General features: G+C 66.8%; 14 protein-coding genes. 3 read left to right on the top strand and 11 right to left on the bottom strand.

Annotated features, from left to right (window positions below; genetic code table 11):
- Nucleotides 1–18: 18 nt before the first annotated feature.
- From der to ndk, 7 genes are all read right to left on the bottom strand, one after another.
- Nucleotides 19–1,419: a ribosome biogenesis GTPase Der gene (gene der, locus AB4Y64_RS09595; protein WP_441816214.1), complete on the bottom strand. Its 1,401-nt coding sequence runs from the start codon at nt 1,417–1,419 to the stop codon at nt 19–21.
- A gap of 246 nt (nt 1,420–1,665) precedes the next feature.
- On the bottom strand, nt 1,666–2,868 hold the full coding sequence (bamB, locus tag AB4Y64_RS09590; protein WP_441816213.1) for an outer membrane protein assembly factor BamB: 1,203 nt from the start codon (nt 2,866–2,868) through the stop codon (nt 1,666–1,668).
- Complete coding sequence (locus AB4Y64_RS09585) at nt 2,868–3,497, bottom strand: YfgM family protein (protein WP_441816212.1); 630 nt, start codon at nt 3,495–3,497, stop codon at nt 2,868–2,870. Before AB4Y64_RS09585 ends, bamB begins: the two co-directional genes overlap by 1 nt.
- Nucleotides 3,498–3,606: 109 nt before the next feature.
- Nucleotides 3,607–4,416, bottom strand: a complete 810-nt coding sequence (locus tag AB4Y64_RS09580; protein WP_441816211.1) for a helix-turn-helix domain-containing protein — start codon at nt 4,414–4,416, stop codon at nt 3,607–3,609.
- Nucleotides 4,413–5,276 carry a type IV pilus biogenesis/stability protein PilW gene (pilW, locus tag AB4Y64_RS09575; RefSeq protein WP_441816210.1) on the bottom strand — a complete coding sequence of 288 codons (864 nt, stop codon included), beginning with the start codon at nt 5,274–5,276 and terminating at the stop codon, nt 4,413–4,415. The genes AB4Y64_RS09580 and pilW overlap by 4 nt, the downstream gene beginning before the upstream one ends.
- Complete coding sequence (gene rlmN / locus AB4Y64_RS09570; protein ID WP_441816209.1) at nt 5,263–6,516, bottom strand: 23S rRNA (adenine(2503)-C(2))-methyltransferase RlmN; 1,254 nt, start codon at nt 6,514–6,516, stop codon at nt 5,263–5,265. Before rlmN ends, pilW begins: the two co-directional genes overlap by 14 nt.
- An 18-nt stretch (nt 6,517–6,534) precedes the next feature.
- Nucleotides 6,535–6,960: a nucleoside-diphosphate kinase gene (gene ndk, locus AB4Y64_RS09565; protein WP_441816208.1), complete on the bottom strand. Its 426-nt coding sequence runs from the start codon at nt 6,958–6,960 to the stop codon at nt 6,535–6,537.
- Nucleotides 6,961–7,190: 230 nt separating this feature from the next.
- On the opposite strand from ndk, the gene AB4Y64_RS09560 reads away from it, so the two are divergent.
- Genes AB4Y64_RS09560 through AB4Y64_RS09550 form a run of 3 tightly spaced genes read left to right on the top strand, consistent with a single transcriptional unit; the run spans nt 7,191 to nt 11,493 of the window.
- Nucleotides 7,191–7,823, top strand: coding sequence for a TetR/AcrR family transcriptional regulator (locus tag AB4Y64_RS09560; protein ID WP_441816207.1), 633 nt, complete (start codon nt 7,191–7,193; stop codon nt 7,821–7,823).
- Between the two features lie 59 nt (nt 7,824–7,882).
- Nucleotides 7,883–10,258: a 3-hydroxyacyl-CoA dehydrogenase/enoyl-CoA hydratase family protein gene (locus AB4Y64_RS09555; protein WP_441816206.1), complete on the top strand. Its 2,376-nt coding sequence runs from the start codon at nt 7,883–7,885 to the stop codon at nt 10,256–10,258.
- 26 nt (nt 10,259–10,284) lie between these two features.
- A complete protein-coding gene (locus AB4Y64_RS09550) occupies nt 10,285–11,493 on the top strand; it encodes an acetyl-CoA C-acyltransferase (RefSeq protein WP_441816205.1) in 1,209 nt (402 codons plus the stop codon).
- A 64-nt stretch (nt 11,494–11,557) separates the two neighbouring features.
- On the opposite strand, the gene AB4Y64_RS09545 is transcribed toward AB4Y64_RS09550, so the two are convergent.
- Genes AB4Y64_RS09545 through AB4Y64_RS09530 form a run of 4 tightly spaced genes read right to left on the bottom strand, consistent with a single transcriptional unit; the run spans nt 11,558 to nt 15,802 of the window.
- Nucleotides 11,558–11,929, bottom strand: coding sequence for a tRNA-binding protein (locus AB4Y64_RS09545; protein WP_441816204.1), 372 nt, complete (start codon nt 11,927–11,929; stop codon nt 11,558–11,560).
- A gap of 51 nt (nt 11,930–11,980) precedes the next feature.
- A complete protein-coding gene (gene galU / locus AB4Y64_RS09540) occupies nt 11,981–12,880 on the bottom strand; it encodes a UTP--glucose-1-phosphate uridylyltransferase GalU (RefSeq protein WP_441816203.1) in 900 nt (299 codons plus the stop codon).
- On the bottom strand, nt 12,880–14,790 hold the full coding sequence (locus AB4Y64_RS09535; protein ID WP_441816202.1) for a polysaccharide biosynthesis protein: 1,911 nt from the start codon (nt 14,788–14,790) through the stop codon (nt 12,880–12,882). Before AB4Y64_RS09535 ends, galU begins: the two co-directional genes overlap by 1 nt.
- 31 nt (nt 14,791–14,821) lie before the next feature.
- Nucleotides 14,822–15,802 (bottom strand): lipopolysaccharide biosynthesis protein, encoded by a 981-nt coding sequence (locus AB4Y64_RS09530; RefSeq protein WP_441816201.1) that lies wholly within the window; start codon nt 15,800–15,802, stop codon nt 14,822–14,824.
- Between the last annotated feature and the right edge of the window lies 1 nt (nt 15,803).

The following is a 15,803-nucleotide window of genomic DNA, read 5'->3' as shown; positions in this document are numbered from 1 at the left end:
GCAGGCGCGGCCGGAACGTCACTTTCCGCGTTTGACGTGCCGGATCATGCGGCGCTTCTTGACGACCTGGCGCTGGCTGAGGACGTTCTTCTTGCCTTCGTACGGATTCGTGCCTTCCTTGAACACGAAACGCACCGGCGTGCCGACCAGCTTGAAGCGCTTGCGGAAGAAGTTCTCCAGATAGCGCTTGTAGGAATCGCTCAGGGTGCGCAGGCGGGTGCCATGCACGACGAACGTCGGCGGGTTGTTCGCCGCCGGGTGGGCATAGCGCAGCTTGGGGACATGCCCGCGCACGACCGGCGGCGGGTTGGTCTCGTACGCCACTTCCAGCGCCTTGTTGACTTCGCTGGTGCTGAACTCGTGCGTCGCCGAGGCGTGCGCGCGGTGAATCGCCTTGAACAGTTCGCGCAGGCCCGAGCCATGCTTGGCGCTGATGCGCACCGCCTCGGCCCACTCGACGAAACTCAGCTTGCGGGCGAGCAACTGCTCGGCCTGCTGGCGCTGGTAGTCGGTCTGGTTGTCCCACTTGTTCACCGCCACCACGAGCGCGCGACCGGCGTCCAGCGCATAACCGAGCACGCTCGCATCCTGGTCGGTCACGCCTTCGCCGGCATCGAGCATGATCACCGCAACCTGGCACTGCTCGATCGCCTGCAGGGTCTTGATGATCGAGAACTTTTCCACTGCCTCGTCGACGCGCGACTTGCGGCGCAGGCCGGCCGTGTCGATCAGCCGGTACAGGCGACCGTCACGCTCCATGTCGATGGCCACCGAGTCGCGGGTGGTGCCCGGCACTTCGGAGGCGATCATCCGTTCTTCGCCAAGCAGGCGATTGACCAGGGTCGACTTGCCGACGTTCGGTCGGCCGATGAAGGCGATGCGGATGCGCGAGGGATCGGTGTCGAGTTCGGTCGCGGCCCCTACATCCGGCAAGCGCTGGAGGCTTTCGTCGATCAGTTCGTCGATGCCCTGGCGGTGCGCCGACGACACCGTGACGACGTCGCTGAACCCATAGCGGGCGAAATCGTTGCGCGCAGCCTGGGCATCGATGCCGTCGATCTTGTTGATCACCAGCATGGTCGGTCGCGCGCTCTTGCGCAGCCACGCCAGGATCTCGTCATCCAGGGCCGAGGCGCCTTCGCGGCCGTCGACGATGAACAACACCAGGTCGGCTTCCTCGGCCGCGGAGCGGGCCTGGCGTGCGGTCGCGCCGGCCAGGCCCTCGTCCACGCCGGCGATGCCGCCGGTGTCGACCACGGCGAACGATTGCTTGCCCTCCGGCCGGCACACGCCGTAGTGGCGATCGCGGGTCACGCCCGGTTCGTCATGGACCAGGGCGTCGCGACTGCGCGTGAGCGCATTGAAGAGGGTCGATTTTCCGACGTTGGGGCGGCCAACGAGGGCAACTAGCGGAAGCATGGGCGAAAGCCGATAAGAAGTGGATTGGGTATGGCGCAGAATTAGCCGGAAAATCAGCCAGAAAACCCGCCAGGATCGGCCCGTTCGGGGCAGACACGCCCCGGGGTTGGGGCGTCGAAACCGGGCAAGGAGCCGCTGCACGGGCCGGAGGCCGCAGCGCATGATGACTGCCCGGTCACAAAAAGGGAAACAGCCCAGCGCCGCGGGGCGCTGGGCCGATCTGCGTTCGAGGTGGCGCGCCCGGCCTTACTGCAGGCGGAACGCGGTCAGCTCGCCCGACACGTTCTGGACGATGGCAATGCCGTCGGCCACCACCGGCGCGGCGCGTACGGCCTTGCCACCGACGCGTTCGCGGGCTGCGAACTCGCCGTTATCGAGCTTGAGCCAGTGCACGTAACCGTCGTAGTCGGCAACCACGGCGAAATCGCCCTGGATCGCCGCACCGGTCACGTTGCGGCGCGCCAGGCCCGGCTGCTGCCACAGGGCGCTGCCGCCGCTCTTGTCCAGGCCGAACACGATGCCGCTGGTGTCGGTCACGACCAGGCGGTCGCTGCCCATGCCGATCCGGCCGGCGCCGCCATGCTCGCTCTGCCACATCGGCCGTCCGCTCGGGGCGTCGATGGCCAGGGTCTGCTTCTTGAAGCTCGTGGCGAACAGCGTGGTGCCGTCCAGCACCGGCGTACCGTCGACGTCGGCCATGCGGTCAAGCTCGGTGCGGCCTTCGGCCTGCCCCACTGCCTGCTCCCACAGCGGACGCCCGTCGGTGGCCGACAGCGCCGTCACCGAGCCATCGTCGTTGCCGATGAAGACGAAACCCGGGCCCAGCTGGGGCGCGTCGTTGCCGCGCACCGACAGCATCGGCACTTCCTGCACCCAGAACCAGCGACGCTCGCCGTTGGCGGCATCGAAGGCGGTCACCCGGCCATCGTTGGAGCGCACGAACACCGTGCCCATGCCGATCGCGGGTGCGGCGATGACCTCGTTGGTCACCTTCGCTTCCCACTTCTTCTCGCCGGTGGCCGCGTCCAGGGCGATCACTTCGCCGTTGAGTCCGCCCACCACGACCAGGCCTTCGCCAACGCCGGGGCCGCCGGAAACGGCCAGCTCGGACTTCTTCTCCGGGCGGTATTCCCAGATCGACTTGCCGTTCTGCAGATCGAAGGCATGCACCCCGCCTTCGATGGCGGCGGCGTATACGCGGCCGTCAGCCACGACCGGACCCTGGCGCACGCCCATGCGGCCCTCGCCCTTGCCGGCGTTGGCCGACCAGAGCTTGGACACGGTCACCGACGGCGTGATGTCGGTCAGCTCGGTCGGCTCATTGGGCTTGCCGTCGTCCTTCTTCTTGTCGTCACCGCCGAACCAGCCCTTGACGGTCGAGCAGCCCGCGAGCGAAGCCGCGCACAGCAGCACGAGGGAGGTACGCATCAGCATCGTGCGGTGCTTCATCAGGACTTGGCCTCGGGCGTGGCCGGCGCGCCGCCGGCCTGGTTGAGTTTGAGTTCGATCACGCGCCGCTGCTGCGAGGCGACGTCCAGCTTGGCAAGCGCCTGCGAGTACGAGGCGCGGGCCTGTTCGAGCTGGCCCAGGGCGAACTGCGCATCGCCGCGCACTTCCATTGCTCCGGCGCTGCTGGCATTGGCCAGCAGCTTGAGCGCGGCGTCGGCCTGCTTGGCTTCGATCAGCAAGCGCGCCAGGCGCTGGTTGACGACGTCGGTGATGGCCGGGTCGCTGCTCCTGATCGCACGCAGCGTGGCGATCGCGGCGTCGTTCTGGCGCGCGTCTACCTGCGAGCGGGCAAGCTCGAGCGCGGCCAGGTCGTGGTAGGTGCTGTCAGCAAGCGCCTTGACCTTGGCCGGTGCGTTCTTGTCTTTGGCCTTGATGGCATCGAGCGTCGCCTGGTACTGGTTCGAAAGTTCCAGTTGCGTCTGCTCGCCGCGATGTTCCCACCACTTCCAGCCACCGATTGCCGCCAGGCCGAGCACGATGCCGCCAATCAGGCCGGCTCCGTTGTTGCGCAGCCATTGCAGGACGCGCTCGCTTTGTTCGTGTTCGTCGAGAAGGTCGTCTATTGCCATTCGGGAGCTGCCATTCCAAAGCTGCTGTGTCGCCCCCGCCCTGCGGCGGGAACCCAATGAGGAACACCGGCCCGCATGGACCGGTGACGAGGGATGACCCGCGCGCGGGTCAGTCAGCGACCGGCGTCAGGGAACCGTCAGAGGATAGCGTAAAGCGCGCCACGTTCGCGCGGCTGAACGGCGTCAGATCGACCGTCTTGCCGGCTTGGCGCACTTCAACGGCGGTGGAATTGCCCAGCACGACGCGGGAAACCTCGCCAGCGCCGTAGCTGCGCTCCTGCCCGGCACCCAGAAGCCCCTGCTCCAGGGTGGTGCCGTTGTTGCCGATGATCTGGATCCAGCTGTCGCCGTTGAACTTCAGCGACAGCGCGGTCTGCGCCGATGCCGCCGACAGCGGCGCAATGGACGCGATCAGCGGCGTGCGCTGCACGCCCTGCGGAGCCGGCGCCGTCGACGGCAGTTCGCCCTGCCCGGCCGGCGTCGCCGGAACTTCCAGCGACTGCACGGTGGACTGGTGCGGCGAACGCGTCGCCAGCCAGACCGGAACCGCGATCGCCGCCGTCAGCACGATATAGATCGCCCGACGCGTGACCTGGTCGAAGACATGGCGGTAGCGCGGGGTGTAGGTGTGGCTGACCAGCTCCGAAGGCGCCACCGGAGCGGCCACGCCGTTTCGCAGCTGGTCTTCCAGGTCGATGCCCAGCAGGCGCGCATAGCTGCGCATCTGGCCGCGCACGAACACCGGCGCCCCGAGCTGGTCCGGGTCTCCGGACTCGAGCTGGCGCAGCACCCGCACCGGAATCTTCAGGCTCGCAGCGACTTCTTCCTGCGACAGCCCCGCCTGCTCGCGGGCCTGTTTCAGGCGCACGCCGCAGCTGGCGCCCATTTCGGGCGCAACGTCAATAGAAGTGCCCATCATCGCCTGCCGTCATCCCCCATGCCGGAGCCCTGCGTCTCAGGGAACTCCGCCCTCATTCGCTGAACGTATCTTGCGGCGGCTGCCGTGTCGCCGAGTTTTTGTTCGATCTGTGACGCAAGCAACAACGAGCTCTTGTCGGCCGGTGCTGCTGCCAGGCGGCGCTCCGAGAAGGCCCGCGCCTCGAAGGCCCGCCCCTGGCGGAACTCCAGCTCGGCCAGCGCCCCGAGGGCGACCGGGTTGGTCGGGTCCAGGGCAATGGCGTCGCGAAGGTTACGGGCGGCGCGCGCGTCCTGGCCAGCCCGGAGCGAACAGCTGCCGGCATTGGCCAGGGCCATCGCCGGGGTCGCATAGCTGGTGTCGGCCAGGGCCTTGTCGAACCAGGCCAGGGACTGCGCCGCCTGGCCCTGTCCGCACAGCCAGACGCCGTAGTTGTTGAGCACGCCGCCACTGGCCGGAGCCAGCTCGGTCGCGCGGCGGTAGTGTTCGCCGGCCTGGGCGGTCGCACCGCTGCGCTCGGCGGCCGCACCCAGCAGGGTGTAGGCATCGGCCGACGCGGGGTCGATCTTGAGGGCCAGGCGCGCTTCGCGCTCGGCGCCGGCGTTGTCGCCGGTCATCAGCTTTTCCTGTGCGCGCTGCAGATGCACCCGGGTGGTCGATGCCTTGTCGCGCTTGTCGTCGCTGACATCGACCTTGCGTGCGATCTGGTCGTAGTCGCCGCGGCTGAAATCCTGCCGCACGAACGTCAGCTTGCTGCAGCCACTGGTGGCGGCCAGGACCAGCACGAGCAGGGACAGACGGAGCATCCGGCGGCCGTTGCCACCGTGGGTCAAGCCTTCGCTGCGGGCGTCAGGCTGCTTCATCGCCCAGCCCCTGCGCCTGCAGTTGCTTGCGGAATTCGGCCTGGCGACGCGTGCGATCCATGACCTGGCCCTTGAGCTGGCCACATGCCGCATCGATGTCGTCACCGCGGGTGCGGCGCACCGGCGCGATCATGCCGGCGTCGTTGAGCAGTTTCTGGAAGGCGCGGATCGCGACTTCATCGGGGCGCTCGTAGCGCGTGCCCGGGAATGGATTGAACGGGATCAGGTTGACCTTCGCCGCGTCCTTCATCTGTACCGCGTTGTCGAACTGGCGCAGCAGGCGCAGCAGCTGGCGGGCATGCTGGGGCTGGTCGTTGACGCCCTTCATCAGGGTGTATTCGAACGTGACGGAGCTGCCGCGCTTGCGCAGCGCATAGCGCACGCACGCTTCCATCAGCTGCTCGATCGGGTACTTCTTGTTGAGCGGCACCAGTTCGCTGCGCAGCTCATCGTTGGGCGCATGCAGCGAGACGGCGAGCGACACGTCGCTCTCCTCGCCCAGGCGGTCGATCATCGGCACCATGCCGGCGGTCGACAGCGTCACGCGCTTGTTGGCCAGGCCGTAGCCCAGATCGTCGCGCATGATGCTCATCGCGCGCACGACGTTGTCGAAGTTCGCCAGCGGCTCGCCCATGCCCATCATCACCACGTTGGTCAGCTTGCGCTGCTGGTGCGGGACATTGCCGAGGTGACGCGCCGCCACCCAGACCTGGCCGATGATCTCGGCGGTCGACAGGTTGCGGTTGAAGCCCTGGGTCGCGGTCGAGCAGAAGGTGCAGTTGAGCGCGCAGCCCACCTGCGAGGACACGCACAACGTGCCTCGGCCCTTGTCGGGGATGAACACCGTTTCGATGGCGTTCTTGGTGTCCATGCCCAGCAGCCACTTGTGGGTGCCGTCGGTGGACGCCTTGTCGAGCACGACCTGGGGAACCTGAACGACGGCGTGCTGTTCGAGCTTGGCGCGCAGCGCCTTGCCCAGGTCGGTCATGTCGTTGAAGTCGGTGACGTAGCGGTGATGGATCCACTTCATCACCTGGTGCGCACGGAACTTCTTCTCGCCGAGCGATTCTTCGAAGAATCGCTCGAGCGAGACGCGGTCGAGGTCGAACAGATTGGTCTTGCCCGACTCGACCGCGCGCTTGCCGGCAACAACCGGCGCAGCGGCCACAGCCGACTCCGTCGCCGCCGCGGTGCCTGCGTCAGCGAGGTGGAGTTCGATGGTGTCGCGTTGCGTGGTCATGGCCTGCTCGTGTCGCTATCAGCGACCGTAGACGCCGGTGGCCGGGAAGAAATACGCGATCTCGTTCGCGGCGTTCTCCAGGCTGTCCGAACCGTGCACGGCGTTGGCATCGATGCTGTCGGCGAAGTCGGCGCGGATCGTGCCCGGCGCGGCGTCCTTCGGATTGGTTGCGCCCATCAGGTCGCGGTTCTTGAGCACTGCGCCCTCGCCTTCCAGCGCCTGGATCATCACCGGGCCGGAGATCATGAACTCGACCAGCGCGTTGAAGAACGGGCGCTCGCGGTGCACGGCGTAGAAGCCTTCGGCTTCCTGCTTGGACAGGTGCTTCATCTTTGCGGCGACGACCTTGAGGCCTGCCTTCTCGAAGCGGGTATAGATCTCACCGATGACGTTCTTGGCGACGGCGTCGGGCTTGATGATCGAAAGGGTGCGCTCCAGCGCCATGGAATTTCTCCGGGTAGGCGGGCAGCCGAACCGTGGGTTCGCGCCCGAGGATAACAGAAAAACCCGCGTCGGAACGCGGGTTTAGCCCACAAGGCTCCGGTAATTCTAGCGGATTACGGGCCCCTTTTGCACGTCGTGGCGGAACTCGGCGTTGACGGTTCAGGCAGTCGGGACTAGCATCAAACAAGCGTTTGATTCAGACCGTCGCTTCACTGCTCGCAGGACCCTCCATGGCCGCCACCGCCCACTTCTCCACCAAGGACCGCATTCTCGGCGCCGCCGAGGAACTGTTCGCCCAGTTCGGCTTTACCGGGACCTCGCTGCGCCAGGTCACCAGCCGCGCCGACGTGAACATCGCCGCGGTCAACTACCACTTCGGCAGCAAGGAGAACCTGGTCAACGAGGTCTTCCGCCGCCGCATGGACGACATGAGCGCGCAGCGCCTTGGCGCCCTCAAGATCGCCATCGAGCAGCACCCGGGCGAGCTGGAGCCGATTCTGGCCGCCTTCGTGCAGCCGGCCCTGGCCATGGCCCAGGACCGCCACGGCGGCGGCGCGTTCGTCCGTGTCGTCGCCCGCGCGTACGCGGAAAAGAACGACCGCCTGCGCAAGTTCCTGTCCGATCACTACGGCCACGTCCTGCGCGAATTCGGCAAGGCGATTGCCGTCTGCGTGCCGGGCCTGAGCAAGGAAGAGCTCTACTGGCGCCTGGACTTCCTGGCCGGCGCCCTGACCTATGCCATGGCGGACTTCGGCCTGATCAAGCGTCCCGCCGGTGTCACCGAGGCGGCGCATCGTGAGCGGGCAGCACGTGAACTGATCCACTTCGCCGCGGCCGGATTCAAGGTCGAACCGAAGCGTTGATCACCAGAGTTTTCAAGCCGTAAGCACTAAAGTCTTGTATAAACAAGGATTTGCACAACATGTCTAAGAAACTGCTTGTACGCCGCGTGGCCGTCCTCGGCGCCGGTGTCATGGGCGCGCAGATCGCTGCGCACCTGACCAATGCCGGTGTCGACACGGTGCTGTTCGACCTGCCGGCCAAGGAGGGCGACCCCAATGGCGTCGTCGCCAAGGCCATCGCCAACCTCGGCAAGCTCAGCCCCGCCCCGCTCGCCAGCAAGGCCCTGGCCGAGCGCATCACCGCGGCCAACTACGAGACCGGACTGGAGCAGTTGCGCGGCTGCGACCTGATCATCGAGGCCATCGCCGAACGGATGGACTGGAAGCAGGACCTGTACAAGAAGATCGCCCCGTTCGTGGCCGCGCACACCGTGCTGGCCAGCAACACCTCGGGCCTGGGCATCAACAAGCTGGCCGAAGTGCTGCCGGAGCAGCTGCGCCACCGCTTCTGCGGCGTGCACTTCTTCAATCCGCCGCGCTACATGCACCTGGCCGAACTCATTCCGGCCAGGACCACCGACGACGACGTGCTCGAGTCGCTGGAAACCTTCCTGACCACCACCCTGGGCAAGGGCGTGGTGATCGCCAAGGACACCCCGAACTTCATCGGCAACCGCATCGGCGTGTTCTCGATGCTGGCCGGCATGCACCACACCGAGCAGTTCGGCCTGGGCTTCGACACCGTCGACGCGCTGACCGGCCCGGCCATCGGCCGGCCCAAGTCGGCGACGTTCCGCACCGCCGACGTGGTCGGCCTGGACACGATGGCCCACGTCATCAAGACCATGGCCGACACGCTGCCGGAAGACCCGTGGCACAGCTACTTCAAGGCGCCCAAGTGGTTGGCGGCGCTGATCGAGAAGGGCGCACTGGGCCAGAAGAGCGGCGCCGGCGTGTACACCAAGCGCGGCAAGGACATCCTGGTTCTCGACCTGAAGGCGCAGGATTACCGCGCCTCGGCCGGTGAGCTCGACCCGGAAGTGGCCGGCCTGCTCAAGGAAAAGGACCCGGCGAAGAAGTTCGCCGCGCTGCGCGGCAGCGCGCATCCGCAGGCGCAGTTCCTGTGGGCGATCTTCCGCGACACCTTCCACTACAGCGCGTTCCATCTCGAATCGATCGCCGACACCGCGCGCGACATCGACTTCGCCATGCGCTGGGGTTACGGCTGGTCGCTCGGCCCGTTCGAGACCTGGCAGGCCTCAGGCTGGAAGCAGGTCGCCGACTGGATCGCCGAGGACATCGTCGCCGGCAAGGCGATGAGCAGCGCACCGCTGCCGAACTGGGTGTTCGATGGCCGCGACGGCGTGCATGGCGCCGACGGCAGCTTCAGCCCGGCCCGCAGCGCCAATGTGCCTCGCTCCTCCAATCCGGTGTACGCGCGCCAGCGCTTCCCCGATCCGCTGCTCGGCGAGAAGTTCTCGCAGGGCCGCACGGTCTTCGAGAACGAAGGCATCCGCATGTGGGCCGACGAGGGCGACGACATCGCCGTGGTCGGCTTCAAGACCAAGATGCACACGGTCAACGACTTCGTCCTCAATGGCCTGCAGGAAGCCATCGGCATCGCCGAGCGCGACTTCGCCGGCCTGGTGATCTGGCAGCCGAAGGAACCCTTCTCCGCCGGCGCCGACCTGGCCGGTGCGCTGGGCCTGCTGCAGGCCGGTGACGTCAAGGGCTTCGAGGCGATGGTCGCCAACTTCCAGGCCACCAGCCAGCGCATCAAGTACTCGCTGGTGCCGGTGGTTGCCGCCGTGCGCGGCCTGGCGCTGGGCGGCGGCTGCGAGTTCCAGATGCATGCGGCCCACAGCGTGTTCTCGCTGGAAAGCTACATCGGCCTGGTCGAAGCCGGCGTCGGCCTGCTGCCGGCCGGTGGCGGCCTGAAGGAGTTCGCCGTGCGCGCCTCCGAAGCCGCAGGTCCGGGCGGCGATGTCTTCGCCCAGCTCAAGACCGCGTTCGAGAGCGTGGCCATGGGCAAGGTCTCGACCTCGGCCTTCGAAGCCCGCGAACTCAAGCTCGCCCGCGACAGCGACAGCGTCGTCTTCAACGCCTTCGAGCTGCTGCACGTGGCACGCCAGCAGGCGCGCGCGCTGGCCGAATCCGGCTACCGCCCGCCCCTGCCCGCCCGTCGCATACAGGTCGCCGGCGACGTCGGCATCGCCACGTTCAAGATGATGCTGGTCAACATGCTGGAAGGCCGTTTCATCTCGCCGCACGACTACGAGATCGCAACCCGCATCGCCACGGTGATGTGCGGCGGCGGGGTGGACCGTGGTGCGCTGGTCGACGAGGAATGGCTGCTCAAGCTCGAGCGCGAGCATTTCGTCGCACTGGCGCAGATGCCCAAGACGCAGGAGCGCATCGCGCACATGCTCAAGACCGGCAAGCCGCTGCGCAACTAAGCGACGACGACACAGGACATATCGAAATGACCAAGCAGATCCAGGACGCCTACATTGTCGCCGCCACCCGTACTCCGGTCGGCAAGGCACCGCGCGGCGTCTTCCGCAACACCCGTCCCGACGAAATGCTCGCCCACGTGCTGCGCTCGGTCGTGGCGCAGGCACCGGGCATCGACCTGGGCCGCATCGATGACGCGATCATCGGCTGCGCCATGCCCGAGGGCGAGCAAGGCATGAACGTGGCGCGCATCGGCGCGCTGCTGGCCGGCCTGCCCAATACCATCGCCGCGCAGACCATCAACCGCTTCTGCTCGTCGGGCCTGCAGGCCGTGGCGATGGCGGCCGACCAGATCCGTCTCGGCAACTCCGACCTGATGCTGGCCGGCGGTACCGAGTCGATGTCGATGGTGCCGATGATGGGCAACAAGGTCGCCCTGAGCCCGCAGGTGTTCGCCAAGGACGAGAACGTCGCCATTGCCTACGGCATGGGCATCACCGCCGAAAAGGTCGCCGAGGAGTGGAAGGTCTCGCGCGAAGACCAGGACGCGTTCGCCCTGGCCTCGCACCAGAAGGCCATCGCGGCGATCCAGGCCGGCGAGTTCAAGTCCGAGATCAGCCCGTATGAAGTGATCTCGCGCATTCCCGATCTCGGCGGCAATGCCATCCGGGTCAGGACGTCGATCGTCGAGATCGATGAAGGCCCACGTCCGGACACCTCGATCGAAGGCCTGGGCAAGCTGCGCCCGGTGTTCCGCAACGCCCAGTTCGGCGGCAGCGTCACTGCCGGCAACAGCTCGCAGATGAGCGACGGCGCCGGTGCGGTGCTGCTCGCCTCCGAGCAGGCGATCAAGGACTACGGCCTGACCCCGCTGGCGCGCTTCGTCAGCTTCTCGGTCGCCGGCGTGCGCCCGGAAGTGATGGGTATCGGCCCGATCGCGGCGATCCCCAAGGCGCTCAAGCAGGCCGGCCTGAGCAAGGACCAGCTGGACTGGATCGAACTCAACGAAGCCTTCGCCGCGCAGGCGCTGGCCGTGATCCGCGATTCCGGCCTGGACCCATCCAAGGTCAATCCGCTCGGCGGCGCGATCGCGCTCGGCCACCCGCTCGGCGCCACCGGTGCGATCCGCACCGCGACCATCGTGCACGGCCTGCGTCGTCGCCAGCTCAAGTACGGCATGGTGACCATGTGCATCGGCACCGGCATGGGCGCGGCGGGCATCTTCGAAGCGCTCTGAGTTCCCGGGCGCTGGAAACGAAACGGGCAGCCCGATGGCTGCCCGTTTTCGTTTTGCCGGCGCTTCAGGCCAGGCGCGTCCCGTTCGGCACGGGTCGTTCGATCGCGGTGACCACCACGCCGTCCGCGGTGGGAAATCCTGTCAGCAGGAACTCCGACACGAACGGCCCGACTTGCTTGGGCGGGAAGTTGATCACGCCGACTATCTGCCGTCCGACGAGGTCTTCGGCGGCGTAGAGATCCTTGATCTGCGCGCTGGTCTTGCGCACCCCGTGGGGACCGAAATCCACCCACAGCTTCCATGCCGGCTTGCGCGCCTCGGGGAACGCCTCGACCCGTTGCACCGTGCCGGCGCAGATCATCACCTTCTCGAAATCTGACCAGGTGATGTCAGGCGGCGTGCTATCGGACGGCGTGGCCGTGCCCTGCTCGCTCATCATTGCTCCCACGGTTCCACACGATTCGTGCAGCGGCCCAGCAAACGGTGCTCAGCCGAGCTCTTCGACGCCCAGCTCGGCCAGTGCGTTCTGCATCAGCAGGCGCGCCGAATCGCTGAGTTTCTCGTGATCGAGCGCGTAGCGGATCGTTGCCTCGATGAGACCGATGTGGGTGCCGCAGTCGAAGCGCGTGCCCTGGAAGCGGTAGGCGTTGACCGCCTCTTCCTGCAGCAGCGCGGCAATGGCGTCGGTCAGCTGGATTTCACCGCCGGCGCCGGGCGTCGTGGTTTCCAGCAGCGAGAAGATGCGCGGATTGAGCACATAGCGGCCGACCACGGCCAGCGTGCTCGGCGCCACTTCCGGCTGGGGCTTCTCGACGATCGCGTTGATCCGGCCCTGCCGACCCTTGAAAGAGTCGGTGGCGACGATGCCGTAGCTGCCGGTCTGGTCGCGCGGCACGTCCTGCACGGCAATGATGCTTGCTCCGGAAGCCTGGGCGGCGTCGGCCATCTGCGCCAGCGCACCGGGCCCACGGTTCCATATCAGGTCGTCAGGCAGCAGCACGGCAAAGGGTTCGTCGCCGATCACCGGCTTTGCACACAACACCGCATGGCCAAGGCCCAGTGCTTCGGCCTGGGTGACGAACACCGCACGCACGCCCTTGGGCAGCACGTTGCGGATCAGTTCCAGCTGCTCGGTCTTGCCGCTCTGCTCGAGCTTCTGCTCGAGTTCGTAGGCCTTGTCGAAGTAGTCGGCGACCGCATGCTTGTAGCGGTTGGTGACGAACACCAGCGTGTCGCAGCCCGCTTCGACCGCCTCGTCAACGGCGTACTGGATCAGCGGCCGATCGATGATAGGCAGCATTTCCTTGGGAACGGTCTTGGTCGCGGGAAGAAAACGGGTGCCCAGACCGGCCACCGGGAACACAGCTTTGCGAATCCGAACCGACATCAAATCTTCCTTGCGTTACGCGCCGGGAACGCCACCACCGTTGCCGATTCCTGGTAATCCGGGTGTGCGCCAACCGGCTGGAATTCGGGGACGGCGCTCCGCAGCAGATGGCCGAGCGCGTCGAGATCATAACGGACCGACGCTTCGCGCAGCTGCGCCACGGCGTTCTCGATGTGCGTGGACGACACGTCGCGGGGTTCGGCCTGGAGGATCTTCGGGTGGGCGGTCTGGCGGTAACGCTCGTCGGCATGGAACAGCGTTTCGTGCAGCTTCTCGCCCGGACGAAGGCCGGTATAGACCACGGCGATGTCGCGACCGGGATGCTTGCCGGCCAAGCGGATCATCTGCTCGGCGAGCAACCGGATCGGCACGGGCTCGCCCATGTCGAGGGTGTAGATCGCCTCGTGCGTTCCGATCGCCGATGCCTGCAGGATCAGCTGGCAGGCCTCGGGAATCGTCATGAAGAAGCGCGTCACTTCCGGGTCGGTAACCGTGACCGGTCCACCGGCGCGGATCTGCTCGCGGAACAGCGGGACCACGCTGCCGGCCGAGTCGAGCACGTTGCCGAAGCGCACGGTGACGAAGCGCGTGGAGCGCTGGTCGGCCAGTGCCTGGCAGGACATCTCCGCCAGGCGCTTGGTCGCGCCGAGCACGTTGACCGGGTCGACCGCCTTGTCGGTGGAGATCAGCACGAACGTACCGACGCCGGCGCCGCGGCAGGCGCGCGCAACCGTCTCCGTCGAAAGCACGTTGTTGCGCACTGCCTCGCGCAGCTGCAATTCGAGCAGCGGCACCTGCTTGTAGGCGGCGGCATGGAACACCGCGTCGGGCTCGGCGCGCGACAGTGCGTGCGCAATCACCGCAGGGTCGCCGCAATCGCCAAGCACTGCGATGTATTCAAGATCCGGGAAATCACGACGCAGTGCGGCTTCGGTCGTGGTCAGGGCGAGTTCGTCGATCTCGATCAGGGCGATGCGTCGCGCACCATGGCGTGCGCACTGGCGGCACAGCTCCGAACCGATCGAGCCACCGGCGCCGGTGACCAGCACCGAACGCGCGCCGAGCCAGGAGCGGATCGCCTTCCAGTCGGGCATCACCGGCTTGCGACCCAGCAGGTCCTCGATCGCGACCTCCTTGAGTTCGCCCGGCAACGAACGGCCCTCTAGCACGTCCTGCAGCTTGGGCACCATGCGGAATGGCAGGCCGGTGCGTTCGCAGGAAACAACCACACGCTGGAGCGCATTGGCGTCGGCCGACGGCATGGCGATGACGAGCAGCTTGGCCGCGGTCTCGCGGGCGATCTCGGCCACGTCCTGGACGCGACCGAGCACCGGCACGCCCTGCACCTTGCTGCCGCGCAGGCGCGCGGCATCGTCGAGGAAACCCACCGGCTGGTAGGTGCCCGAGCGGCGCAGATCGCGCACCAGCGCTTCACCTGCGTGACCGGCACCGAGGATCAGGATGCGCACCGAGGCACCGCCGAATGCATCCATCCGGCTGTCCTTCCACGCGCGATACATCAGGCGCGGTGCGCCGAGCATGCCCATCAGCACCAGCGGATAGAGCACCAGCACCGTACGCGGCACGCTGTCGAGCCGGTTATAGAGGAACAGGCCGAGAACGATCGCGAACAGCCCCAGGATCGAAGCCTTGAGGATGTTCCACAGGTCGGGGACGCCAGCAAAGCGCCACAGGCCGCGATAGAGGCCGACCTGCCAGAACACCAGTCCCTGGGCCGCCAGCACGAGCGCGATCTCGGCCGACCAGAGCGGAATGGCGGGTGCGTTGGCTTCGATACCCCAGCGCAGACGATGCAGGGCCTGCCACACCACCCACACCATTGCGAGATCGTGAGCGACCACCGCCATTCGCGGGAGGCCACTCTTCCACCGATCACGCCATGAGCTCATTCCATGCCCCTCTTCTGAATGCCAATCTGAATCAAATTGAAGTCGGTGTCCGGAAAGAACCGGCCTTCTGCAGCCCGACCCATAAAAAAGCGCAGCAGGTATACCACGCGAGTGTGATACTGGTGATGAAGGCGATGTCAGGGTGTGACGCAAGCCAGAACGCCGCCAAAATCGCCACCGCCGTCGCGCCTGCATAAGCCAGCGTCACCCGGTTGTGACCCACGCTCCGGGCCCAGGCCTGGTAGGCATGCTGGGTGTGCGGGGTCCACCAGCGCTCACCCCGCAGCAGACGCCGCAGCAGGGTCAGGCCGGCGTCGACGAGGAACACCGACAACGGCAACAGCACGACCCAGAAGTGCGACCCGAGCCGGGCGCCAGCCACCACTGCCAGCGCTGCCACAGAGAATCCTATGGCGCCGCTACCCACGTCACCGAGAAAAATTCTCGCGCGGGGGAAATTGAACGGCAGAAAACCGATGCATGCGGCCGCCAGCGCCATGCCCAGCAGCCCCCAGACGCCGCTGGCCATCGCCGCCAGGCCGGCAGCGACCAGGGCCGCCTGGCTCGCCGCCAGGCCGTTGATGCCGTCCATGAAGTTCCAGACGTTGGTCAGGCCGATGGTCGCAGCGAATGCACATGCGCCCAGCCAGGGCGACTGGTAGACATCCGCTACCGCGAGTCCGAACAACCCCGCCGCCACAACATGCACGATCAGTCGCCACCAGGGCGAAAGCGGCCGGTGATCGTCGACCCAGCCAATGCCGGCGACGAGCAGCAGGCCAACCCCGAATGCCGCCAGCAGCGGCGCATCGAGCGGCCGCTGCAATGCCAGCGCGCAGGCGGCAACCGCCACGGCAATGACGATCGCGATGCCGCCACCTCGCGGCGTGGCGACGTCGTGGCTGCGACGCTCGCCGGGCTGGTCGATCAGCGATTGCCTGATCGCATAGCGACGCGCCAGCCAGGTTCCTGCCACGCCGATGCAGAAGTAGATCGCCAACCACTGCAGCATG

Source organism: Lysobacter sp. TAF61, assembly GCF_052113485.1.
Taxonomy (GTDB): Bacteria; Pseudomonadota; Gammaproteobacteria; order Xanthomonadales; family Xanthomonadaceae; genus Lysobacter_J.
The sequence above is the reverse complement of the archived record's forward strand: the minus strand, read 5'-3'. Positions and strand labels throughout refer to the sequence as shown.